The organism is Methanomethylovorans sp., from assembly GCF_050177135.1.
Lineage (GTDB): Archaea > Halobacteriota > Methanosarcinia > Methanosarcinales > Methanosarcinaceae > Methanomethylovorans.
The window spans coordinates 1-24,428 of the sequence record NZ_JBFXHJ010000014.1 but is presented as its reverse complement, the minus strand read 5'-3'; the positions used below and the strand labels follow the sequence as shown (position 1 = coordinate 24,428).

Sequence of the window (24,428 nt, the reverse complement as noted above, 5' to 3'; positions counted from 1 at the left end):
ATTTGTCAGAACAGTATACTTTTTCCCCTGTGAAGCAAGATAGTCCATGTATTCTATGCACTGAGGGATAAACAGGGTTTCACCTCCCTGTATCACAATCTCTTGGAAAGGAGATATATCGATGTTTGCAACTAAAACAGATGGGTTCAGTATCTCCTTGTCCACCTTGTATCTGGCGGGCTGTTTACACATAATACATGCGATATTGCATTTCTCTCCGAAATTAAGGTGAAGACGGGTCATTTTGTTATAGTCACAATATGGAGAGATATTTTCGGGAGGTTGAATCTTGTAAGATATCGTGAGAAGTGTGCATTTTACGTAACATTGAAGGTATCCGTTGAGGGAAAATGTCCTGTATTGAACTGCTTTTTCACTGTTCACAATGTCCCGCAGATTTGAGGAATATATGTTACCAAAATATCCAGGTTGGATATGACAGCAACTAAAAACATTTCCTTTATTGTCAATAGTAACTCCATTCCAGAGTTGAGGGCAATATGTTGAAAAAGGCATTATTCGGGTACCTCTACACCAAAAAGTTTCTGTGCTCTTTCTTTAAATGCTCCTATTTGCTCCCCATTCATTCGGCTCTTGTACTTAGAATAAAAGTTAAGGGTGCCTTCTGTTTTTCTTTGAGACCCGGCATAAGAGAGTCTATCAGGCCTGGAAAAAGCATCATGATGCACAAGATGGTTCCGCAAAACTGCATAAGATATACCAGCATCTAAGAGCCTTATGCAAATATCTCTGTCTGTAGTGCTTGGCAGGTGTTCATCAAATCCGCCAATCGAAGTCAGGGAAGAAAGTTTGACAAATAGATTCGAACCCTGAATATTAGGATTGGAAACTAAGAAGGATTCAATGAAAATATTTTCAGGTATATTTTGGAATAAACCCTCTGGATGAATTTCATCGTGACGTATCAATCCAGAGATTATCCATTCAGCATTTGTTTCTGTTGCATAACAAGAATTATTCTGTAAATATCGTCTATCCCACCAGTCGTCATCATCAAGGAAGCAAACATATATATTATCACGGTTTATTCCTTCATTAAATAGATATTTTAAAGCAGTGTTTGCTGCACCGGAGAGATTTTTCGTGTTCTTGTTTGCTAAAAGAGTTATTTTTACAGTATTCGTGAAATCGCTAACAACTTGGAAAATCAAGTCTTTAGAAGGGTCATCTTCTTCGTATACCACTACAACATAATCTGGTAAAAGCGTCTGCTTTACTACTGATCTCAGAGCCCTTTTGAGTTGATTGGGTCTGTTCTTTGTAGGAATGATCACAATATTCTTAATCTCATTGTGCATACAAGTTAGCGGCTGTATAAATTTATTAACATTTTCTACAGCAGTAAGGAGAGTTGCATTATGCGCAGTTTCTATCAGTTCATGAGTATCTTTGGGAACACACTTGCCTGCATATGGGCCAAGAAATGGATTTAAATGCTCTTTTGATTTTACTCTTCTGTCTGCCCATATTATACTCATTACATCCAGTGGGCTAGCACCAACTTGGTCACAAATACTTTCAACCTCATTAGTGAAACTCACTTTGGTAGCTATGAAAGCGTTATGAGCCAGTTTTCCAATTTCTGCACTTTTGTAGTCCATAACCAGAGTTTCAGCACCTTTTACCCAAGTGAAAAAAGAAATCACTTCATTGACATCCTCAGTGCTCCCACTAAGCACCAGTCTGTCAGGGTACAAAAACCATGTAAAAGGACTCTTTTCTCTTAAAAACTCGGGCATATAAACAAGCCGTATGTTTGGGAATTGCTTTTTAGCATACTCGCAATACCCGACAGATACAGTGCTCTTGATTACTACACAACCTTGATACTTTTCAGTATTCAGTCTATCCAATACAGTAGTGACATTGCTGCATTCTAACCTATCATTATCTCCCAATGGGGTAGAAACACAAATGAATATGATATCTGTCTGAACAACGGAATCCCACTCATATTCTCCTTCAATGTCATAGCCAGAACATTCAAAAAATGAGTTCAGTCCATGAATCACTGCCCAGCCAACTGTTCCTAGTCCAATAACTCCGACCTTTTTCATATGACCACGTTCTGATTAAAAAAGAAATCACAATACTAGCATATAGGTTTTAAATATACTTTTACAATAATAATCTTACGTGTGGGAGGGAACATTTGAATTATCAACGTAAAACCTTCACAAAAAAGAATACGATTCAAGTATCTCTGTAGAATGCCTCGATATTCAAAGAACATCTGGTGACAGCGTATCTGAAACACTGTAAATCACCTTCAACCCACTTCTGCCTGCATAAGTACTGTCTGAGTAGCTTTTTTCTGCTTGTCCGGGGAAACCCATATTTACGCAGGATACGCTTCACGAGCACACTCATCTGTGTAAGTACATTCTCCCTAACAGTCCAGTCAATGGCATGACTTTAGTGAAAACATGTGGTTTCTTCTAAACCTCAGAGCGGGATTTACAAGATCCATCCATTCATCAACCTTGGATTCCTCACAGTTTGCTGCATATTGTTTTTTAATGGTGCTTCGCTCATACTATCATTTTCTTTTCCACGCATCCACTTGTAGATTATATATTAATTCATGACATAAATGTTTTGACCCTATGGTTTCACCAGTTGATAGGTATCATTGATATACTCCCAGAACTATAGAGCCACTCATGCAGGTCCCTGAAACAGAACACATTATAGGCATGGAATTATATGCAACAACGGCCGAAGGCATTGGAGGCATGCTCAGGCAGGAGCCGGAGGATTTCATAGTAAAGGAAGTGCCAGGCTGGGAAGTGGAGGATTCCGGAAAATACCTTATATTGGAGCTCACCAAGAAGGACTGGGACACGCATCATATTATAAGGGACCTGTCCAGAGCGCTTGGTATCAGCCAGAAGCGTATTGGTTTTGCAGGTACCAAGGACAAAAGGGCTGTCACCACCCAGCGTATCAGTATCTTTGATATACCAGTGGAAACAGTTGAAAAAGTACACATCAAAGACGTGCAGCTGACTTCCATCGGGAGATACAGGAGAGGTGTGGAACTGGGAGACCTGCGAGGCAATATATTCCGGATAACCATGCGTGATATAGCTCTTGAAAAAAATGAACTGAAGAAAAGAATGGACGGGATCACTTCCGAGATCAGCGCTATGGGAGGGGTCCCCAATTTCTTCGGAATACAGCGTTTTGGCGCCATCCGGCCTGTAACACATCTTGTAGGAGAAGCTCTGGTAAGAGGCTCGGCTGAAGAAGCTGCTATGATGTATATTGCTGCAAGTTTCAGGGAAGAGCCGGAAGAAACAAGGATGGCAAGAGATGAAGTAAGAAACACCAGGAACTTTGCACAGGGGCTGAGAACATTTCCCCCGCGGCTTAGGTATGAACGTGCCATGATGCACTACCTGGTGGAGCATCCCGGAGACTATAAAGGCTCTTTTTCAATGTTGACAGAAACCATGAGCAGGATGTTCGTACACGCATTCCAGTCATACATATATAATAGAGTGATCTGTGCAAGAATTCAAGCCGGAATTCCCCTTAACCGGGCCATTGAAGGGGATATCGTATGCTTCAAGAACAGTGGGTCTTTACCTGATACCTCAAGGACGCAGCGAGTAAATGCCGTGAACCTGGATGGAATGAACAATCTGATAAAAAGAGGACGTGCATTTGTCACTGCACCGCTTTTCGGATACGACACCGAAATGGCTACAGGCATTCCCGGAGAACTGGAATCAGCCATAATAGATGAACTCAAGCTAAAACCTGAGGATTTCCGTCTGGAGGAACTGCCTGCAATGGCTTCCAGGGGGCAGAGAAGAGAGATACTGCTCAATGTACAGCCACGGTTCGAGATCCTTGAAGATGACCTGAAGATTGGAAAACTGAAAGTGATGGTGGAATTCTCCCTACCTAAAGGAAGCTATGCCACCACGGTGCTGCGCGAATATATGAAGGTGGACCCTCTTAAAATGAGCTAACACCTTTCTTTCTGCCTTTCCAGCATGGCGCACATAAAAGCCTTGAATGGAGGGGAAGGTCTGCCTGGTCTTGACTTGAACTCCGGATGGAACTGGGATGCAAAGAAGAAAGGATGGCCTGGAAGTTCACATATTTCCATGCGGTTCCTGTTAACTCCTGAGAACACAAGCCCTTTTTCCTGCAATTTGTCCACAAAATTGGGATTTACCTCATATCTGTGCCTGTGACGTTCAACTATACTACGTGACCCGTAGATATTTTCTGCGAGGGAACCTGGTTTAAGCTGAGCCTCATAATCTCCCAGCCTCATCGTGGCTCCCATGTCCTCCACACCCTCCTGCTCTGGAAGTATATCTATGACCGGATAAGGCGTATCCTCATTGAATTCAGTGCTGTTCGCTCCTTTAAGACCCAATACATTCCTTGCGAACTCGACCACCGACAACTGCATTCCCAGGCACAGGCCCAAGAATGGGATGTTGTGCTCGCGTGCATACCTGATGGCCATCATTTTGCCTTCAGTACCTCTTTCTCCGAATCCGCCGGGAACCAGAATGCCATCATAATCATCAAGCTTCCTGAGACACTCAGGATCCTGTTCCAGCGTTTCTGCATTGAGCCAGTCAGTGAAATAATCGCAGCCACATTCGATGGAAGCATGCTTTATGGATGCACTGATGCTGAGATATGAATCCTCAAGGTGAGTATATTTTCCTACTATGCATATTTTCACCTGTCCCTTCAGATTATTCATGCGTTCCACCATTTCGGTCCAGGAGGGATCATAAGAGGTCGATTTCAGACAAAGCCTTTTAATAAGATATTGAGTAAGGCCTTCCTTATCCATCAAAAGAGGCAGTTCATATATATCCCTTGCATCATGGGCACTGATAACAGCTTCTTCCGGTACATCACAGAACAGGGATACCTTTGAGATGGTACTGCTTGAAAGAGGCTCCTTACACCTTGCAACTATGACGTTCGGTGTAAGTCCCAGTTCCCTGAGCTCTTTGACCGAATGCTGGGTTGGCTTGGTCTTCTGTTCACCCTGAGTATCGATCGGTACCAGCGTCACATGCACAAAGATGAGGTCCTCTGATTTCTCTTCCCGGTGCATCTGCCTGACAGCTTCAAGGAAAGGCATGCTTTCAATGTCACCGACAGTGCCGCCTACTTCAATAAGGCAGATATCTGCACCGCTCTTTGCGGCAACTTTCCTTATTCTGTCCTTGATCTCATTGGTTATATGAGGAATGATCTGAACGGTCTTTCCCAGATAATCTCCCCTGCGTTCCTTCAGGATCACAGATTGGTAGATCTTACCTGTAGTTAGATTATGGTCCCGGGTAAGTTCCGTATCCAGGAAACGTTCGTAGTTCCCAAGATCAAGATCGACTTCTCCTCCGTCCTTAAGCACGAAGACCTCCCCGTGCTGATACGGACTCATAGTTCCCGCATCAATGTTAATGTATGGATCGATCTTAATAGCTGTTACCTTATAACCTATGTTCTTAAGGTTCCTACCAATGGATGCAGCAGTGATGCCTTTTCCAAGACCGCTCATAACTCCGCCTGTAACTATGATATATTTCATGTAGATCAACTACCCGGATCACTTGAATATTGGAAGCTTTATTAAGAGATATACACAGAATGCTGTGAAAAGTATCGATAAGACAACAGCTAAATAAAAACCCAGCGCGGGACTGATCCCGTTCGCAAATATACTTGAGACCGTCAGGATGAATAAAACGAGCAGCAGAATTCCTGAAAGAAAGACCGTAGCCTTGGAGATCACATGTTCATAACTGTTTTTCAGCATTCCGGCCGATATTTCCGGAAGCTGCTCTTTCCAGTTACCTGCAGACTTCTTGTTCTTTACATAGACCTCATTAGGTGCTGAGAGGGAATCATCCACCTGAATGCATTTTGTATCCTTGCCAGTAAGAGGCTGACCCAGAACCATGGAGAAACTACTTTTCCTGGCACCGTGGCTAACTGTTACATACACATCTCCCTGATAGATCTTTTTGCCGTCAAAAGGAATTCTGACCACCACAGGGATATAATCTTCATGGGTCACGTATGGATTGTCCTCAAGTATTGTGACGTTTTGCTTAAGAGTATCGCTTACAGAAATATGTACATGGGTAGGTGAACTGTAATTGATTATCACTATCTCAAAACTCTGTTCTTCCCCGGGGGAGAGAGGTATCTCCATAGATTCCATATCAAACTCAATGGAATTTATCCCCAGTCTGTTAATATGAACTACCTGCAATTTACCTTACCTCATTCCCTCAGATGCGGAGGCAGCATGTTAGGTATGCCATCATCTATAGGATAATATTCATTGCACTTTTCACAGTACAATGTACCTGCTATAACTTCGTCACCCTCTTTGCTCTGCACGTTCAGAACAAGGTCACCTTTGCATAAAGGACAGGCAAGAATCTTCATCAGGTCCTCTTTCACATCTGTTCACCACCACCAACATGCATTACAGTAAATATCAAGGTTTTGGTGACATTTCAAGGATTAGATACATTAATCTAGATACCATCCATTACATATTTGCATGCTCGACCTCCTGCTCAAAGTTCTGGATTTTGCTATCCCGATACTGATAACAATAGCACTGGGGCTTTTTGGCACAGGGCTTCTGATAGAGCTCGGACTGATGCAAAAGTTATCCGTAGTGGCTGGCCCTCTTTTCCGTCATACCAATCTTCCGGATAGCTGTGCTTCGGCATTTGTGGTCTCTCTGGGCTCCGCTGTTGCTGCTAACAGCATGGTGGTACAGGTTCGCAACAGTGGCTGTATCAATGATAGAGAGGCAATGTTATGCGCCCTGCTTAACAGCACTCCTGCCTATATAAGAGAGATACTTACATACCAGATACCAATAGTACTACCAGCCCTTGGATATTTTGTAGGCGGCTTCTATGTAGGAGTGTTCATAATTACGGCAATAGTTAAGATATCAATAGTGGTTATCCTTAGCAAGCTGCTACTTGAGAAAAATAACTGCAAAATGGCCGATACAACGACCCGGAAAAAGGTTTCCTTTAAAGATGCGATAAAGAGAACTTTTGTGAAAGAGAAACGTCTGTTCACGAAGATAGCCTTAGTATATCTGGCTATGACAACCATTGTGTTCTATTTAAGAGAAAATGGGGCCTTTGAGGCATTCAGCGTTCTGCCACTTGCAGAGATCTTTCATATCCCTTCTGAAAGCATCGTTCCCCTCACAACCTATATTGCAAGCCCTATTATGGGGATATCATTACTCGGACCCATGCTGAGTGACAATGGGATCGCACCTGTGCAGGCAATGATAGTACTTATGCTGGGAAGTATGTTCATGCTACCGATATTTGGTATAAAGTCACTTCTTCCCAGATATGTATCCCTGTTCGGAGCGAAAGTTGGTACGAAGATAGTAGGAATATCAGTAGGCATTAGTATGTTTGTCAGGTTGGCAATACTAATCGTTCTGTTACAGGTAGCCGCATAAAAGAAATGCCAGAGCCAGATGTTGGCTCTGCAGAGGATTTTAAAACGCCTGAAAACACACGAAATGAGATCATGAGGTCATATTTGCTGGCGGGATCAGTACAGTGTCTATCACATGGATCACACCATTAGTGCACTCGATGTCAGTCTGTATGACCTTAGCTCCTCCCACAAAAACACCCTCGTTAGTAACCTCTACATCAAGCATGTTCAGTACATCCGAAAGTACCTATCATTATAACTAATTTCAACTAGTTTCAAGATATAATCCCGTGAATTGCAACTTTACATATAACAGTATTTCTAAAAGCTAATTAGACTTGTTGTAATAATTGTAAAAAGATTATTGAATAAAATGTAGACTAATCTACAAAAAATCAATCCATGATTTGCCTTTGAAATACCAAATCAAGAAAAATTGATAAAAATGAATCAAGAATAGATGTATAATTAATGATAATCATGGAGGGTTTGTTGAACAATTTTTGTTTCTGGAATGAATGGAGTTGGTCTATAAAGAATCCATTTTTCTTTTTCCTTGTCAGAAAGTGCTTTAAAATGAGAAGCATACATCCAATATACTCTATTTCCTACTTCTTTTTTGTAAACATAACCTTCTTCCTCTAAAATATCCAAGTATTTCTTAACAGTTGCCCATGCAATGTCCGCTTTAGAAGATACCTGAGAAGTCGTTAATTCTCTTCCAGCCTTAAACAAAACGAACATAACTGCTATTTCATATTTGTTAAAAGACTCTTCAAGTATTGACATCTTCGACTACCTTTAATGTGATGGGAACTTCTCTGATAGTTTCAGTCGTAGTTTTTGTTTCTTCAATTATTATCTCTACTTCATCGCCTTTTCTTAAACTATAGTATTTACTGATTTCATTTGGTATGCGAATTAAAAACTGCTTCCCATCATAACTAATTTTAACTTTCTTTTTGATCTCGTTATTATTTTGCAGAATATCTGTTTCTTCGATGTGTGATTTTCTTTTTTTAAGAAATTCTGCGTTTAATTCATTGATTGGTATTCTATGGCTAGGACGCTGCGTATTTTTTAATGATCTTTTTTGATTTTCCATAGTCTCCACTCAAGCATTTTTTGCTCATAATTAAATGGCCGAAATCTTATTAATAGTTTCGTACGATACTTGATATTATATCACAAATCGTACGATTAGATTGGAGTAAGTATAAATAGCAATAAAACATTGCTAAGTTCGGTGATTCAAATGAAACTTGATAAAAAATAAGATGACATTTGAAAATGACTGAAAAAACAAAACAAAAAAAGCTAGATGATTTCTGTTTTAGCAATCATGAAAATAAAAATGTTATAGGATCAAAAATAGGACATGCTTTTAAAAGCATTATAAATCCTTCTATTTTATTTACCATGAAGCATAATTGTCTCTATTCAGATAGAGACATATTACATGTAGTAATGAGAGGAGCATTGACTAATAATTTTATAGAAAATGCTTCTGAATCATTAATATTTGATGGATATTCAAATGTTCCAAATGGAGATACTGTTCGTTATCACATCAAAAAAAATGATATAGACGAAATACTAAAAAGATTCACATTTGTTTTTGATTCTATTTTTAGGGAAGCAAAAAAACAAGGGTTACTTAATAGTAAAGTTGATCTTGCAATTGATTGGACAAGTATAAAATTTTATGGCAAACGCGATACTAAGATGGTTGTTGGAACAAAAGCTGAGAGAGGGACAACAAAAGCTTATCAATTTGCAACCGTAACTATAGTCGAAAAAAACAAAAGGTTTGTTCTAAGGGCATTACCACTTGAATCACGTGATAGTGAACATTTAAAAGCTATAGTCGAAAATCTTTTGTATTATGCTAAATCAAAAGTTCAAATTAACAGAGTTTTTTTTGATAGAGGCTTTTATTCGGTTGCTATAATCTCAACATTAAAAAAAATGGATATTCATTTTTTGATGCCTGCAAAAAAATCCAAAAATATAAAAAAATTAGCAGAAAAAGTTAAACTACCAGCAACCCGGTTATATAGGTTGAAATCGAAAAATAAAGGTACTTTAGTTAAATTGATTTTTGTAGAATCAGATAAAAGGTCAAAAAATAATAACCAAGCAAATGACGAAAAAGAAATAGGTGTATTTGCTACAAATATGTCTCTTTCATCTGATGAAATTAAAGAGTTGTACTTATTATATTCTAAAAGATGGGGTATTGAAACTAGCTATAGAATGTGCAATATATTTAGAACAAAAACAGCTGCAACAGACTATAGAATTCGTCTATTTCTTTTCCTATTTTCAATTATATTATACAATTTATGGGTTTTAATTAACGCTTGCATATTTTCAGATCCTTTCAAGCGACAAGGGAAACGTCAAATAGCAGCCATTAGTTTTCTATCTTCATTGTTAATTACAGTTGCATGCTCGCCCGCAGCAAACTTCTAGTTTATTCTATATAATTTATAAGTATAGTTTATTAAAACTCTGTTTAGTAATATCTAAATATCATAGATGTTATTTTTATTACATGGCAACTGTAAAAATACAAAAAGATGGACATAAATGTGGAAGATGTGGACATGAATGGGTACCACGTACTAAAATAAATGAAGACCCTGTGATATGTCCAAAATGTAAATCCCCTTACTGGAACAAGCCTAGAAAAAATAAGACTAAATTATCAAAAAATAAAGCTATCTAAAGAGTGAAAAAGCATGTGGGAGTACAAACAAGTTATAGTGATACCTGAAGATGTGGAATTGTCTCCCGGGAAACTTGGAGTTCAGGTTGCTCATGCATCGATAACTCCAATCCTCAAAAATCTGGACCATCTTGGTGATATTAAAGAATGGTTCGACAAGGGAACTCAGTATTTCTGTACCAGTTGCTGCAAAACACGCAAACATACTGGAAGATGCAGAACTTATACAGCGCAAGATTTATGGAAAGACCCATGTTCTGCAGCTTAACAATAAGAATATTTTCAATGCGCTTAACATATTCGCACCTATTAGAACAGTTGAAGTTGAAAAAGGTGCTACATTGCTGGAAGCACTCAAAAAAGCAGCAATTGTTGAAGTGAAAGACGTTCACGGTCAGGACAATATTGTTTCAACCAATGGTGAGGAAGGTTTCTTTGTCTATGACGTGGACGGTGTTTTCTCAGATAAGAACGTTAATGATTACGTTTTTGACAAGAGTTGCACAGTTGAGTGGAAAAAACTTGAACCTATCAGCATCTTGAAAGTTAAAGTAAATATTGCAGAAGAATAATTGTTTTGAAGAACGTTAACCCGTTCTTCCAGTATCATTTCTTGTTTTCAATCCTTGTTTTAGTGGATATTGCTTTTGAATTGCGATCACATCGAAGATTTCACACAAATAAATTAAGTGTTACGATACCGAAAACATAACATATCTATTATTATAATTCAATTTTGGCATCAAGTAAAGGGATTAGCAAAGGCTCATCTCTTGTCACGGCTTTCTTTACCTTGTCGAGTGACAAACGTTCAGTGAACCGATATCCTCTTGATTTGTCTTTTTTAGACATGTATCGGGCTTCCACAAAATGAGGTAAATAGGTCGATGCCATTCCCTCTAAACAGTTCCGAACAGTACCCACAGGGAACGGAAGAGTGGTATAGGTATCATTCGGAAGATTAATCTTTTCAAGTTCAGTATCTCTCGTCCACTCTATGCAAACATGGAGTATCTCAGAGTGGTACACATATTTAGGGATAGGATATACCTGTTCATGTATTTTGGCGAGTGCCAATAATACTATTTTTTGATTTAATGGTAGGCGTTCCATAAACCTATATCCCATATAATGTTCGCTACCATAGTCTGCAATTTCTCGGCTATACATTTCTTCATTAGACATCGGTTTGAAATCGCTATCCCTTGCCAACTTGAATCTTGATATTTTCGACACATCCATATTACCACATCCGGACATTGAGTTTCAATTTTTTATTGGCTATTGCTTTCGAATTGATCTTTTGTGTACTGTCATAAGTATCATTATGATTCAATGTTTGAGCAAGTTGTAAGTAAGATATTAGGGCAAGATGGATCAAAATCAATGTCTTTTTAGAACAATTACCTTTTTTTGATGTTCAATGTATTGAAACACACCTGTAGAGCTTTCAACATTATAATTGAATTTATTAACTGTATGAACACTGAAAAAATCAGTATTCAAGGGGATAACATACTATTGTTGGCCACAACAAAAGTCTCTTTTTCAGTAGTTGTAAAGGGAGCAAAGCATGAAGAGTGGCCAACAATAACGTGAGCGGGATAATATTTTGTTTTCGGGGTGGTTCTTAGTTGGTACCTGTATGTTATAGCAGGTTATCATCCCGCGCTACATTTCTATACGGTAACATTCGTATTTAAAAACATTCGACTTAAAACAACTAAAAAAGGGTTTTATTCAAAAAGAAACTAAAAAGTCTATAGGATACTTAAAAGAGAAAAGGTGAAATAACACCTTAATCCACATCACCATCAATCATAAAATTAACAAAACAGGATATAATGATCAGACATATTAACGGTCATATCTTCATCAAGACCGTACACCTGACTTTTTTAATCACAACACTCAAAGTTAGCGTCCTTGAATGTTTTTCCTACACATATGGAACTATGTGCAGTATGAGGGGCTTAAAAGAAATATCATCAAGATTTCAATTTGATTTTAACAACTTTTTATTCGCCGTAAGAATATCGATGTCATTACAATGAAAATCGCAATCATTTGTGACGAGGATATAGTTGTTTGTTTTACAAACATCTTGTAAAATAAGATCATTGAAATCATTATTTCCAGATTTATATTCTTGTATTAATTCTGATAAATCGATATTTGCTAATTGAGAATCTGATGATACTGTTTTCGCAAGTATTTTTTCAACATTCAGAGATATTTCTTCAGAGATGGGATCAAATACAGCACTACTGTTTCTAAATGCTTTAAATTGGTTTTGTTTAAAAGGCTTTGTAGAAATCCTCAAAATTCAAGCTATTATCCAAGTCAATAGAAATTCGATATGTAACCCTTAATAATGATTGCTATCGCAGAATTTTAGCTATAGGTGCTGATTTCGATAGGTTTTCTACAGAGTCAAATTTTGAATAAATCATTATATGGTGATAAACATTAATAATATATGATATATAATGTGATATTGGCAATTAAAAGTAAAATAAATAAAGTGATGTATGTCAAACATAGCAATATCAATTTTATTGTTATTTTATTATTGTTAAAGACTTTAGGATTCATGTGTAATCTCATGCAATAATTGCTAAATATTCATGTTATACTGAACGAGATCTTCAATCATTCTTGAACCAAATAAAGAACATTGAGATAAAATCATTGACCTGCCTCCGTTAAATCATTCGAACCTTGCTTTTTTGCCTTTATATTGCAAACCAGTCATCCAATTTCAAATGGAGTGGAAGATTCCCACTCGGTATCTACGAAATGCTTGAAGATCTGAACATGCTCTTTTCCGTTGTACCATGTGGCATTGAGGCTTATTGGAACCACATCATCATTAATAGTAATAACAAGTATCCCTTTGTTGTCAATGACCAGTATTCCACCTTTAAGAGGTTGGGTTCTTTTTCCATTGCTGTACGTACGGACCTGTACTCCAGGAAACTCCTTTACAAGATCTCCCACGTGGCTCTTTTCACGTCCTGTAAGCTTCAGTTTTACACCCATAGCAATTTTCTTATGGATAGTATCCTTGATGGCATCCATTATAGGGTAAACTTCTATCACACGAGTTAGTGAAGGATAGAAGGATGCAAAAATAATCTCCTCGGTAGCAGATTCCATCATTTGCAGTATCTTATCATTGACATTCTTCACACCGTTGATATTCCATGCAGAGTTTTCTTCTGTGTGTTCCGCATTTTCACTATAGATGTTCTCAAGCTGTTCCCTGCAAAACTTGATAGCATCTTCATAGTTAGCCTTGAGTCTGTCAATAACGATATCTGGGGATAGAGCCCTATAACGCATCGGTTTTGTATTCTGGACCTCGATTATACCTCTGTCATTTAAGCGGTCTATCACACCATAAACTGCAGAACGTGGGACACCCGAAAGAGCATGGATGTCCGCTGCATTCCTGCTTCCGTACTGCGTCAGTGCAACAAGGATCTTTGCTTCATAGGACGTGAGGCCAAACAATTGAAGAGAATCTATTAATGAATTCATCATAGTACTTACGTTATTACATCCTATTTGTTATTTTCTTCATCTCTACTCCTTTTTTCTGGACCTTAAATACAGTGGTATACTGACAATACCCACCAGGACTACAGCACCTAACATAGTAGTTCCATTCAGGCTGGATTCGGACTCACCAACATTCACCGAAGCCTTGAGATCATCGGAATACTGACTTTCATCGTGTTTGTCAGTATACTTCACTTCAGTGCTGATCGCATAGGGTTTCACTGTAGCATCATCTGCCACATTAACCTCGAAAGTTGCAGTCTTTGAATCTCCGGGGTACATGTCACCAAGATATGCTTCGTCATCGCTGGTTGTGAATGGATCCACAACACTTATCCTTGCAATACAGTCGTATGCAACATCATCTCCAATGTTCGCATAGGTTATGTTGATGGTTTCCTTATCACCCTTCTGAAGACCAGATTCTGTCTTTATCACCTTGAAATATGGTTCCTCCTCTACAAAAATATCAAGGTACATTGTCTGGTTCATTTCTTCATGCCAGTAGTATGTGTCACCGTAGGGAGGAGTTACAGCAGAATCTTTTTGGTACCTGTATTTCACATTGAGTTTCAATCTGTAAGTACCAGCTTCTGCATTGTCATATACCTCTATAGGGAATTCGGCAGGTGATTCTAAGGATTTACCTGAACTAATTGAACCCAGAAGCAGGGTATCAAGTTTTATGTCTATGGGAGTATCCGGGTCTACAAGTGAAAGTGTTGCTGTTATATCCTCAGCTTTTGTAATGGCTCTGTCAGAAGCGAGTTCACTTGCCATGTAAGTCCTGGTAAGTGTCTCACCAATCTGTCCATCTCTGAAATCATCCTCAATCTCATCCTCATCGGCTTCAAGTCCTGTGATCTGACCATCGTTCATGATGTTCACGTACAGGACAGCATCTTCACCTCTCTCAAATACATCATCGCAGGCGAGGTTTGCTACTAGATGAGGGGAACCGTAAAGATCGTAGTAATCACTTGCTATTTCTGAAATAACGTCTTCATCTATGCTTGCAGACGCACTATGCATACAACTTAGCACCAAGAGTGCTATCGTGAGCATCTTTACATTTTTAAGGGATATCATACATTCACCTTGCTATATTTTGTATTTTTGTTCTCTTATTTATCTGAAGATTGGTGTTTTATTCTCCACCTATCAAGGTTTACCATGATGGGTGGCAGCACAATAACTGTGCTCAACAAGGACAATGCAACAGCTATCACTGTAACTTTTCCAAAATCACTTATCATTGGGAACGAGGATACAATAAGGGCTGAGAAGCCAAATATGACAGTAGAACCTGATGCAATGATAGCCGGACCAACTGAAGATGCAGCCTTTTCCATTGCATCATATGGTTCCATGCCTTTTTCACGTTCCTCAAAGTAACGTTCAAGCATCAATATTGTGAATTCTGCTCCAATGCCTATTGCAAGAGCACCAAGAGTGGCAGTCAGCGGATTGTATGGCATGTCAAGGAGATACATCACTCCCCCTATCCAGCCTGTTACCATTACAATTGGTAATATTGTGGATACAGCCTTCAGCCAGTCCCTGTAGATCACAAGCATTCCCAAGAAGATAATTACCATCCCAAGATAACCCATAGTTGTCCTGCCGGATGTCAGGGCATCTATAATGGAATTTGTCATTACCTTTGAACCTGTGACAGTTACCGTAGTACCTGCTGGAGGATCATACCATTCCATGTCACTTTTGACAAGGTCAATGGCTGTTGTGATTTGCTCAGAAGGAAGGTCACTCTCAAGTTTCAGGTTTATTACAGCAAGATTGCTTCCTTCGATGTACTGATCCGTTACAACCGAGGACATGCTATCAGTGACAGAAGTAATGGTATCCTTATCTGAGGGAATCGAACCATGACTTGATTCGATCAGGGAGGCAATGCTGCTTGAACCTGTTATATAGCTATTGCTTTCTTCTTCTCTTTCAGAAAAATCTAACATCCATTGCAGCAGGTCTGGATCAAGGACATCATCTGTTCTGACAATAATGTTTATCTGATCAATTCCACCCACCACTGTTGTTAGTTTATTCAGATTCTGCAAAGCCCGCATGTCCTGTGGTACAAAATCCTTTGTCTCGGTCTGAACACCTACATGTTCATCAGCATACAATCCTCCCGCTGCAAGAACAGATGCCAGCACAATGATGATCAAAGGTCTTTTTGCAGAGAACATGGCAACATGGGAAAGTACTTTCCCAATAGCTGTTTCCTTTTGTTCTGCTTTTTTTACAGAAGCCTGTCTTGCAGGATACCTGCGTTTCTTTTTCTCTTCTCGTCTGTCAAGTAGGTATAAGATGGATACAAGAACAAACATTGAAGCAATGTAACAGAGTAGCACACCCACAAGACTCATTTTGCCGAAATCCTGTATCATAGGAACCGGGGATATTAAAAGAGCGATAAAACCCAGACATGTGGCTACAACAGCACTCCCAACAGCAGGACCAGTATGTGTGATTGTATCAATAATGGCTTCTTCGACACTCTCACCTTTTGCAAGTTCTTCTTCCACACGGTTATGGAACTGAATTGCATAGTCGGCACCAAGTCCGATAAGAATTGGGAATACTGCCATGGATGCCATCGTCATGGGTATGTTCAGATAACCCATTGCACCAAAAGTCCATATCAAACCTATAAGAACTACAGGCAATGGCATCAGACACCACCTGACATGTCTGAATACCATAAGCAATGCAAAGATCATCAGGACAAATGCAAGGATAAGCATTGTTTGGAGACTTGAGCTCATCTCTTCGGACATCGCAATCATAAAAGCAGGTTCACCTGTTGCAACAGCATTTGTGCCTGTGGGAAAATCAACCACTTCAATTGTTCTCTCTACCCGCGTAAGCACTCTTTCCTTGTTGTCTTCATCTATGTTTCCCGGCAACTGCACCATAATAATAGTATGCGTGTTGTCAGGCATCAACTGGTCAACATAAGCAGAAGGCAGTAAATCAATTATTGACAGAATGGAATCGTAATTATTGGGTATTTCAGAATGGCCGGTGACGGAATATGCAGTATTCTTAATCAGTGATGCCATACTGATAACATTCTCTACATCCTTATCTCGGGCTATCAGCGTATCAAAATCATCAATTGCTTCGATGACTTCAGATTCCCTTACATCATCAGAATCGATGAGCACCATTATAACTTCGTTTCCAAAATTCTGCTTGTAGATATGATCATAGTTCTGATAGAGGTCAGAGTCTTTTTCTACAAAAGTGTCTGTTCCACTTTTATGTTCTATCAAGCCTGCTCCTTGAAATGCAATCAGCATCATGAGAATCGCAACGATAATTATTCCCAGAGGCCATTTCTCAATCACAGCTCCAATTTGTTCAAATATTTTTTTTGCAGACATGATATCTGTTAGTAATAGAATACTAACAATATAGATAGTTATTTAATACTAGTTTATTGTTGTACCGAAGATAGTAAATAGAAGATACTTATATCAATGTTATTATGCAATTGTTAATAGAATCTCTGCAACAATTAGGTTTGACAGCCTATGAAGCCAAAATTCTGGCAGCACTAACGCAGTACGGAAGCAGGAATGCAGCTGACCTCCATACTCTTTCGGGTGTCCCACGTTCTGCTGTGTATGGTGTAATAGACAAACTTAAAAACAGAGGGTTAATCGAGATTCAGAACTCCAAACCAATGAGATATAAAGCACAGGAACCCGAAAGAATAATCACTCTGTTGACAAAAGATTACGCGGTTGCTGTGGATTTTTCCCTGGAACAACTTGAAAATATCTATCAAAAACAGGAAGGGACTTTAGAAGATAACTCGGCATGGAATATTAATGGTGTGAAGAATGTCACTGACAAGATACTTCAAATGCTTGAATCATCCAATAAAGAGATTCTTTTTTCTTCGTCATACGTTCCATTGAACCAAATTGTTGCTGTTTATCCCCTATTATGGGCAGTATTTGGAAAGAGATTCGTGAAAAAATCAGTGAGGGCGTGAAGGTTAAAATAACTGTCAATGATAAAATTTATGCAGATGAAATTGCCACAGAGTTGCCCGGTGCTGAAGTCAAAGTGTATAATAAAAAGAACAATTCTAGTCCTCTAATGGGTGGTATCCTTTCTGTTGATGAGAAAGAACTTCTTGTAGTCACTGTCAATGATGAAATATTTCCTCCTAACCTCAATGCTACATGGTACTGTGGGAAAGAGCATGTTCGTGTTTTCAGGCATTTCATTGATGCAGAGTGGAATCAATCTGCATCAATAGAATAGTCTCGTATCCATAGCAGATAAAAGTAATAAAAATGGTGAGCAAATGACTAGCAAATGCACAACAGACTGCAATTTGAGTATAAATGTAGTTTCAAAAAATAGCGAAACGGATGAGCTAAATAAAAAACAAAGGTTGCACATAAAAAATACAATCTCACTTTGTCCGGAATGCTTGGACAAAATTCCTGCTGAAATTTTCACAGAAGATGGCAGCGTTTACCTTTCCAAGTATTGTTCTAATCATGGTACTTTCCAAGATATCTATTGGTCTGATTTTGAACTTTATAATAAGTTCTGTCAATCTCATGTAGTAGGCACAGGTGTTTTAAATCCTGCAATAAAGAGCGAGAATCATCTTCTTGATTGTGGATTATGTGAAAAACATACAACCAGCACTATTCTGGCAAACATTGATGTAACAAATAGATGTAATCTTAACTGTCCTGTATGTTTTGCGAATGCAAAAAGAAGTGGATTCATTTATGAGCCAAATGAAGAACAGATTCAGAATATGCTACTTATGCTTAGGAATCAGAAACCTGTTCCATGCTGTGCGGTCCAATTTTCTGGTGGTGAACCAACTGTACGTGATGATTTGCCAGAGCTAATATCAATGGCAAAAGACCTTGATTTTTTACATATTCAAATTGCCACTAATGGAGTAAGAATTGCAAAGGATGTAGAATTTGCACATAAATTAAGGACAGCTGGTCTTCAGACTGTCTATTTGTCATTTGATGGTATAGGAGAAGAACCCTATCACATTACACGTGGTTTTAATGCCTTTCCATTGAAAAATGCTGCAATAAACAACTGTCGTACTGCAGGAATTGCGAGCATTGTGTTGGTACCAACTCTTATAAAAGAAGTAAATGATCATCAAGTTGGAAATATAATCAATTTTGCTTCAGAAAGGCTTGATGTTATCAAAGGCGTCAATTTCCAACCAGTTGCTTTCACAGGTCGCATTGATCAGACAGAAAGAGAGAAAAAAAGAATTACAATTCCAGATTTTTTATTAATGACTGAAGAACAAACAAATGGGACTATCTGCAGGGATGATTGGTTCTCTGTACCACAATCAACGTCAATATCCAGATTCATAGCAGCCATGTTGAACAAACAAGTTCTACAATTCACAATACATCCTCACTGTGGAACTGTTACATATATTTTCAAAGATGGAGATAAGCTAATTCCTATTACTCGTTTTGTGGATGTAGACGGTTTGTTTGAATATCTAGATGAGATATCCCCTCAGATAAGTAATACGAATTTTCAGATAAAAAAAGCAGGTCTTACTAGTAAAGCCCTTCACAAAATATCCAGTTTCATCGATCAGAAAACTGCTCCACAGTCTATCAATGTCACGAAAATGATAATGGATTTTTTCAATAAAGGTACAGGAGAAGCTTTAAAGCCCTTCCACAGGAATAGTTTGTTCCTTGGATCAATGCATTTTCAAGATCCCTATAATTTTGATATCGAGAGGGTGCAGAGGTGTGGAATACACTACGCTACACCAGATGGACGTGTGATTCCATTCTGTGCATATAATACAATCCATCGACAGGAAGTAGAGGCAAAATTCTCAAAACCGTTTTACTCATAGACATTTACTGTCCCCAGTTGTAATATACTGACCGGAGAATGTGGAATATTTTAGAAATGGAAAAAATGGGTGTTAAATATGATTGAAGAAGCTGTAAGCCCGACATTAACAGAGAACGATTCTAGAAATAGCGATGTTGGAAATCAGGTTGGTATGGATAAGAATAGGTTGCTGAATTTCATAAAAAAAAGAAACAATTACATCAAAACGCTGCCTAAAAAGGAAAAACAAGCATTTATTGCTTCAATAAATGAACTGAAAGAAAGTAAGAATAGGATTGAAAGACTTCTTTTGAAGAAGAAATCAGGAAAGAATATCGATGACCTTCTTTTTTCATTTGATGATCTTCCTCTTTTTGGAAAAGAATATTGGTTCATGAAATTTACTGCTAATGATGGCTCAAAACGTCAATTTTTTTTGATGTTTGGTAGAACAGACGGTGACATCGAGGTTAATGGTCGCTACATAAAAGATAGCAAAGTGTCTGATAACCGAACAGAGGGTTATTGTGTTTCATGGGAATATGATGAAAAACAGAGAACGATTACAGATGACCTCTGCACCATTGAAATTAAGGATGATATTATAGCTTGTTTTAATGATAATATCAGTGCTGAATTTTGTGGTTCATTTCCTGAATATTCTCTGAATATTATGGAAGCTGGTAAAAAGTTTTGTTCTCTGACGATAAAGAAACCTGAAAATACTGAATTCATTTCCGAGTTGTCAGAGCAATTCAAAGGTTTGTTTGGTTTTCGCCTAGCTAACCTTTATTTTGATTTCGAAGGTCAGCTTTCTTGTAACGATTTCTCAGGTAAATGTTATGCTCAAAAGGTCATAGTAGTTGGTCCGTTCATTCCATGGAAATGGTCAAGGATAGTTTTCAGGAATGGTTCTATATTGACTTATTTTGTACCCTCGATTGAGGTAATGGGGGTGGAATATGATATTTACAATTCTATGAGTTTTTACGATTCCATGACTCAGAAAATGCACTATTTCGAAAAGGTTAGTGTTCATGAATATCCTTCAGAGAAAGAAGATAAAAGGTGGATTGTTACTGCTGAAGGAAATAAGGTATTTGTAGTCATGAAAAGCTACTGTAAAAAGTCATTCAGCTTCAGGAAAGATTTTGATTTTAAATACATTGAAAATCTTGTAGAAGTCATTGATCTTAAAATCGAAACTAATTATGATGTAATTACACTGGATACTACTGGAAGTGGCCAGGGAATGGTGGAAGACACATCGGGATTTGTGATCTAATACGGAATTGGTAAAGGAGCGCAGATCTATGGATTGTAGCAAACTATACTTGGTGATTTTATTTGCGCCTTCTTTGATGTACTTTACAGTAATGCTGCACAATATATTGTGAAATCGGTGACCTTGTATGTATTTTAGTATACTACAGAGATACTTGATAGTAAAACGATACAAGAAAATAATAGAGATTTTGCTAAAGATCGCAATAATCAATACATCTATTATATATTTTATTGTATCGTATTATAATCTTATATAAAAATAGGAGAATCGGTATGAACCTTAGTATACTACGCAAATACTCAATGATAAAAAGGTACAAAAAAATAATAGATATTTTGATAAAATATGAATTTGACTATCTTGTTGATCAGTTGAAACTTCGTCCGTTTCACATTCACATCTTAGATTCAAATAAACTCTATACATCAAAAGAAGAAGCAGTATCACGTCCTGAAAGATTACGGGAAGTACTTGAAGAACTTGGTCCTACCTATGTGAAATTAGGACAAATACTCAGTGTTCGTAAGGATTTGATACCGCTTGAATATGCAGATGAATTTGCAAAACTTCAGGACAATGTCCCTTCATTTGCATTGGAAGATGTTGAATATGTAATTCAAGATGAGTTGGGAGCCACTCTTGATGATTTATTTGAAACTTTTGAACGTAAACCAATGGCAGCTGCATCTATAGGTCAGGTACATAGAGCTAAGTTGAAAGATGGTATGAATGTGGTTGTTAAAATCCAACGTCCACATGTCAATAAAATTATTGAAACAGATCTGGATATTATGAATAGTCTTGCCAGACTTGCTGAAGAACGTGTTCAGGCTGCCAAGCAATATGGATTGGTCAAAATTGTAGATGAGTTTTCAAGATCAATTCGTACTGAACTCGACTACACACAAGAAGCTCAATATATTGAACGTTTCTCTTATAATTTCAAAGATGAAAAGTCAGTCTACATTCCAAAAGTATACTGGAACTATAGTAGTCAAAAGATTTTGACGCTTGAATATATCGATGGCATTAAAGCAAATGATTTTCAATCACTTGACAAATTAGGATATGATCGAGAAAAAATAGCAATGATTGGTTCCAACGCCTTTATGAAACAGATATTTGAAGATGGTTTATTTCATGCAGATATTCATCCTGGTAATGTTTTTATATTGGACAATGAAACTATTGCACTGATTGATTTTGGCATGGTTGGTCGGTTGTCGAATGACCTTCAAAATGGATTTATTGATGCACTCTTCGCAATGACAAAGGGTGATGTTGAGCAGTTTGTAGAAATTATGTATGAGTATGATGTTATTGGAAGTGATGCAGATACTCAGAGATTAAAAAATGATATTGAAACATTCTTAGATAAATACTACGGCAGATCTTTAAAGCAAATGGATGCAGCATCAATGATTAGTGATATATTCGTTATATTGCAAGAACATCATGCAAAACTTCCACCAAATGTTGCTTTACTTTTAAGGGGAACAATTATGATTACAGGATTTGGTTCTCAGCTGATGCCCGATTTTAATCTGGCACTTGTTTTTGAACCACATGCAAAAAAATATATGAAAAAACGTTTGAGTCCTAAGAATATTACAAATTCAGCATTAAAGAATGTACCGAAATATTCTCGTGTACTGCACAAAATGCCGATGCAGATATCACAAATTCTGTCTTTAATAGAAAAAGGTGAACTAAATATCAAATTCAGGCATAATGAACTTGAAACATTACCTCAAGAAATTAATGATGCAAGTAATCGTATTGCATTTAGTTTTATTGTGTCAGCCATAATAATAGGTTCATCATTGATTTTGCAAACTGATATGGAACCACTCGTCTGGGGCGTTCCATTTCTTGGAGTCTTTGGATTTATCATAGCTTTCCTTTTAGGAATGGGGTTTGTTATCTCTATTCTCAAAACGGAACGTATTTACAATTAGATTCATTCATCTAAGCTTAAAAGCGATAAACAGTAATCTTCCAACGACATCAGAAATGAAAAACATAGAAAAAAAATAAATCATTTAAATGCATTGTATAACAACCAGGCAGAATTATTAGTGCATATATGTCAATGGTATATCGTTAAAAATAACGCTATTTATTTTTGAATACTAAATAAGTAGTTAAAGTTGATGATTTATTAATTTCCACATATGCTTGTAAATCTTTTAGAGTATGTAAGGTAACGACATTAATGACAAGGTAAAGTAAACTTTATTTATACAATTAGAAGATGTGATGTACAAGTACAACTAGATGTTTAATTATAAATATTATTTATTGATGACTGCAAATAATGGTAATAGATTACATGTTGATATGATGTTGTCCTCTTCAATTTTATTAAATATAGTGCATAATATCGAAGAGGAAGTTTCATCTACTTTCGGATGTACTGATGTTACCTTCAAGAGTGGTTATGTTCCCCATGCTAACAACGTCCTCAGCCATGTACTTGCCTGATGCCACATGATAGGTAAGTACTTTTGTCAGTTCGGTTTTGTTAACCAGCAAGCCATTCAAAGTTTCTTCAGGGACTGCTGCAAAAGCATCATCTGTAGGCGCAAAGACCGTGAAAGGCCCTTCTCCGCTAAGAGTTTCTACAAGATCCGCTGTTTGTACAGCCGTAACGAGAGTATTGAACGAACCTGCATCTATAGCTGTCTGAACGATGTCCTTTTGTTCAGTTACTGTACTCTCATTTTCTGCGACTGGTTGTTCTTCTGGCTGTTCCTCGGCCTGTTCCGTACATCCTGATAGCATTAAGCTGAAAGCTATCAGTAAAATTACAATAACCCATTTTTTCATTTTATACCTCCCTATTTAAACGAGTAAGTATCTATCTTAAAAGATTTAAGACTATCTTTACTAAAGTCTTCCAAAAGATGTTTATTGAAAATCCAGCACTATAGAAACCTACTATCTTGAAGCGAGGAGCAAATTTTTCAAAATGGTTCTGTACTTCGTGCAGATAATGGTATTTTTGTGCCTGCAAGATCATTTTATTGAATGCCCTGCAGAACTGGAATTTAGAGATGTACCATAAGAAAATATTATATAGTTGTAGTATTAAAATGAAGTTGGGTAAGGGTTTAAAAAGTATTACATTAGCAGCATAAATTCTCTTGGCGGTTAGTTGAGAGCCACGATCAGACATCGGCAGAGTAAGCTGTGGAATTTAGATAAATTTCTGATATGAGAATCAGTTCTTTATTATGTCCAAAAATAATTCCTGTTTCAGGACAGGACTAGAACTCAGAAAAATAGCGTTTTGTTGTCAATAAGGAAGTAAAGATGTATTTCAATGTTTACTCAATCCCCTTGTTCATATCATGTATCATAGTCTGTATTCTTCTCTATTACATTAAAGACTACAAAAAAACCCCCGGTTCAAAATACATACCGTTGCTTCTGAGTTCCATAGCATTTTAT

General features: G+C 37.7%; 25 protein-coding genes and 1 pseudogene. 11 read left to right on the top strand and 15 right to left on the bottom strand.

Annotated features, from left to right (window positions below):
* The 4 genes and pseudogenes from AB7U21_RS02370 to AB7U21_RS02355 all read right to left on the bottom strand — a co-directional run.
* Positions 1–243: hypothetical protein (locus AB7U21_RS02370; RefSeq protein ID WP_428386804.1), on the bottom strand; the 243-nt coding region annotated here is incomplete at its 3' end.
* Between the two features lie 81 nt (positions 244–324).
* Positions 325–516, bottom strand: a pseudogene (locus tag AB7U21_RS02365) (SPASM domain-containing protein); the annotation flags it as partial.
* Positions 516–2,078 carry a glycosyltransferase gene (locus AB7U21_RS02360; protein ID WP_333788387.1) on the bottom strand — a complete coding sequence of 521 codons (1,563 nt, stop codon included), beginning with the start codon at positions 2,076–2,078 and terminating at the stop codon, positions 516–518. The gene AB7U21_RS02360 and the pseudogene AB7U21_RS02365, both read right to left, overlap by 1 nt.
* A 136-nt stretch (positions 2,079–2,214) precedes the next feature.
* Positions 2,215–2,427: a type I restriction enzyme endonuclease domain-containing protein gene (locus tag AB7U21_RS02355; protein WP_428386802.1), complete on the bottom strand. Its 213-nt coding sequence runs from the start codon at positions 2,425–2,427 to the stop codon at positions 2,215–2,217.
* A gap of 257 nt (positions 2,428–2,684) precedes the next feature.
* Between AB7U21_RS02355 and truD the strand changes: the two genes are divergently transcribed.
* Positions 2,685–4,001: a tRNA pseudouridine(13) synthase TruD gene (gene truD / locus AB7U21_RS02350; RefSeq protein WP_428386799.1), complete on the top strand. Its 1,317-nt coding sequence runs from the start codon at positions 2,685–2,687 to the stop codon at positions 3,999–4,001.
* On the opposite strand, the gene pyrG is transcribed toward truD, so the two are convergent.
* Genes pyrG through AB7U21_RS02335 form a run of 3 tightly spaced genes read right to left on the bottom strand, consistent with a single transcriptional unit; the run spans position 3,998 to position 6,477 of the window.
* Entirely contained in the window at positions 3,998–5,596 is a 1,599-nt protein-coding gene (gene pyrG, locus AB7U21_RS02345) for a glutamine hydrolyzing CTP synthase (RefSeq protein WP_333788392.1), read from the bottom strand. The genes truD and pyrG overlap by 4 nt on opposite strands.
* A gap of 18 nt (positions 5,597–5,614) precedes the next feature.
* Positions 5,615–6,283 (bottom strand): DUF7524 family protein, encoded by a 669-nt coding sequence (locus AB7U21_RS02340; RefSeq protein WP_428386796.1) that lies wholly within the window; start codon positions 6,281–6,283, stop codon positions 5,615–5,617.
* A gap of 11 nt (positions 6,284–6,294) precedes the next feature.
* Entirely contained in the window at positions 6,295–6,477 is a 183-nt protein-coding gene (locus tag AB7U21_RS02335) for a methytransferase partner Trm112 (protein ID WP_333788390.1), read from the bottom strand.
* A 103-nt stretch (positions 6,478–6,580) separates the two neighbouring features.
* Here AB7U21_RS02335 and AB7U21_RS02330 point away from each other — a divergent pair, with 103 nt between their 5' ends.
* Complete coding sequence (locus AB7U21_RS02330) at positions 6,581–7,519, top strand: nucleoside recognition domain-containing protein (RefSeq protein WP_428386794.1); 939 nt, start codon at positions 6,581–6,583, stop codon at positions 7,517–7,519.
* Positions 7,520–7,588: 69 nt separating this feature from the next.
* On the opposite strand, the gene AB7U21_RS02325 is transcribed toward AB7U21_RS02330, so the two are convergent.
* From AB7U21_RS02325 to AB7U21_RS02315, 3 genes are all read right to left on the bottom strand, one after another.
* A complete protein-coding gene (locus AB7U21_RS02325; RefSeq protein ID WP_428386792.1) occupies positions 7,589–7,726 on the bottom strand; it encodes a fasciclin domain-containing protein in 138 nt (45 codons plus the stop codon).
* A 242-nt stretch (positions 7,727–7,968) separates the two neighbouring features.
* Positions 7,969–8,289, bottom strand: coding sequence for a helix-turn-helix domain-containing protein (locus AB7U21_RS02320; protein WP_209616403.1), 321 nt, complete (start codon positions 8,287–8,289; stop codon positions 7,969–7,971).
* Positions 8,276–8,605 carry a hypothetical protein gene (locus tag AB7U21_RS02315; protein WP_209616406.1) on the bottom strand — a complete coding sequence of 110 codons (330 nt, stop codon included), beginning with the start codon at positions 8,603–8,605 and terminating at the stop codon, positions 8,276–8,278. The genes AB7U21_RS02320 and AB7U21_RS02315 overlap by 14 nt, the downstream gene beginning before the upstream one ends.
* Before the next feature lie 185 nt (positions 8,606–8,790).
* On the opposite strand from AB7U21_RS02315, the gene AB7U21_RS02310 reads away from it, so the two are divergent.
* From AB7U21_RS02310 to AB7U21_RS02295, 4 genes are all read left to right on the top strand, one after another.
* Positions 8,791–9,975, top strand: coding sequence for a transposase (locus tag AB7U21_RS02310; RefSeq protein ID WP_209616409.1), 1,185 nt, complete (start codon positions 8,791–8,793; stop codon positions 9,973–9,975).
* 82 nt (positions 9,976–10,057) lie between these two features.
* A complete protein-coding gene (locus AB7U21_RS02305) occupies positions 10,058–10,231 on the top strand; it encodes a hypothetical protein (RefSeq protein ID WP_209616412.1) in 174 nt (57 codons plus the stop codon).
* Between the two features lie 13 nt (positions 10,232–10,244).
* Positions 10,245–10,499: a peptidyl-tRNA hydrolase gene (locus AB7U21_RS02300; RefSeq protein ID WP_209616428.1), complete on the top strand. Its 255-nt coding sequence runs from the start codon at positions 10,245–10,247 to the stop codon at positions 10,497–10,499.
* Complete coding sequence (locus AB7U21_RS02295; protein WP_209616689.1) at positions 10,402–10,803, top strand: ArsR family transcriptional regulator; 402 nt, start codon at positions 10,402–10,404, stop codon at positions 10,801–10,803. The genes AB7U21_RS02300 and AB7U21_RS02295 overlap by 98 nt, the downstream gene beginning before the upstream one ends.
* Positions 10,804–10,954: 151 nt before the next feature.
* Here the strand turns inward: AB7U21_RS02295 and AB7U21_RS02290 are convergent, their stop codons facing one another.
* From AB7U21_RS02290 to AB7U21_RS02275, 4 genes are all read right to left on the bottom strand, one after another.
* Positions 10,955–11,473, bottom strand: coding sequence for a hypothetical protein (locus AB7U21_RS02290; protein ID WP_407282226.1), 519 nt, complete (start codon positions 11,471–11,473; stop codon positions 10,955–10,957).
* Between the two features lie 1,509 nt (positions 11,474–12,982).
* Positions 12,983–13,777 (bottom strand): TrmB family transcriptional regulator, encoded by a 795-nt coding sequence (locus AB7U21_RS02285; protein WP_407282225.1) that lies wholly within the window; start codon positions 13,775–13,777, stop codon positions 12,983–12,985.
* A gap of 42 nt (positions 13,778–13,819) precedes the next feature.
* Positions 13,820–14,884: a COG1361 S-layer family protein gene (locus tag AB7U21_RS02280; protein WP_209616438.1), complete on the bottom strand. Its 1,065-nt coding sequence runs from the start codon at positions 14,882–14,884 to the stop codon at positions 13,820–13,822.
* Positions 14,885–14,919: 35 nt separating this feature from the next.
* Positions 14,920–17,202: a hydrophobe/amphiphile efflux-3 (HAE3) family transporter gene (locus AB7U21_RS02275; protein ID WP_428386787.1), complete on the bottom strand. Its 2,283-nt coding sequence runs from the start codon at positions 17,200–17,202 to the stop codon at positions 14,920–14,922.
* A 104-nt stretch (positions 17,203–17,306) separates the two neighbouring features.
* Here AB7U21_RS02275 and AB7U21_RS02270 point away from each other — a divergent pair, with 104 nt between their 5' ends.
* The 5 genes from AB7U21_RS02270 (at position 17,307) to AB7U21_RS02250 (ending at position 22,933) form a co-directional block, all read left to right on the top strand.
* Positions 17,307–17,819 carry a TrmB family transcriptional regulator gene (locus AB7U21_RS02270; protein WP_428386785.1) on the top strand — a complete coding sequence of 171 codons (513 nt, stop codon included), beginning with the start codon at positions 17,307–17,309 and terminating at the stop codon, positions 17,817–17,819.
* Positions 17,816–18,094, top strand: coding sequence for a hypothetical protein (locus tag AB7U21_RS02265; RefSeq protein WP_428386783.1), 279 nt, complete (start codon positions 17,816–17,818; stop codon positions 18,092–18,094). The genes AB7U21_RS02270 and AB7U21_RS02265 overlap by 4 nt, the downstream gene beginning before the upstream one ends.
* A gap of 43 nt (positions 18,095–18,137) precedes the next feature.
* Entirely contained in the window at positions 18,138–19,706 is a 1,569-nt protein-coding gene (tes, locus tag AB7U21_RS02260; protein ID WP_428386781.1) for a tetraether lipid synthase Tes, read from the top strand.
* Between the two features lie 78 nt (positions 19,707–19,784).
* The gene (locus tag AB7U21_RS02255) at positions 19,785–20,972 is read left to right on the top strand and encodes a hypothetical protein (protein WP_428386779.1); all 1,188 of its coding nucleotides are present in this window, start codon (positions 19,785–19,787) and stop codon (positions 20,970–20,972) included.
* A 275-nt stretch (positions 20,973–21,247) separates the two neighbouring features.
* Positions 21,248–22,933 (top strand): ABC1 kinase family protein, encoded by a 1,686-nt coding sequence (locus tag AB7U21_RS02250; protein ID WP_428386777.1) that lies wholly within the window; start codon positions 21,248–21,250, stop codon positions 22,931–22,933.
* Positions 22,934–23,372: 439 nt separating this feature from the next.
* Here AB7U21_RS02250 and AB7U21_RS02245 read toward each other — a convergent pair whose 3' ends face one another.
* Positions 23,373–23,804 carry a fasciclin domain-containing protein gene (locus AB7U21_RS02245; protein ID WP_428386775.1) on the bottom strand — a complete coding sequence of 144 codons (432 nt, stop codon included), beginning with the start codon at positions 23,802–23,804 and terminating at the stop codon, positions 23,373–23,375.
* Between the last annotated feature and the right edge of the window lie 624 nt (positions 23,805–24,428).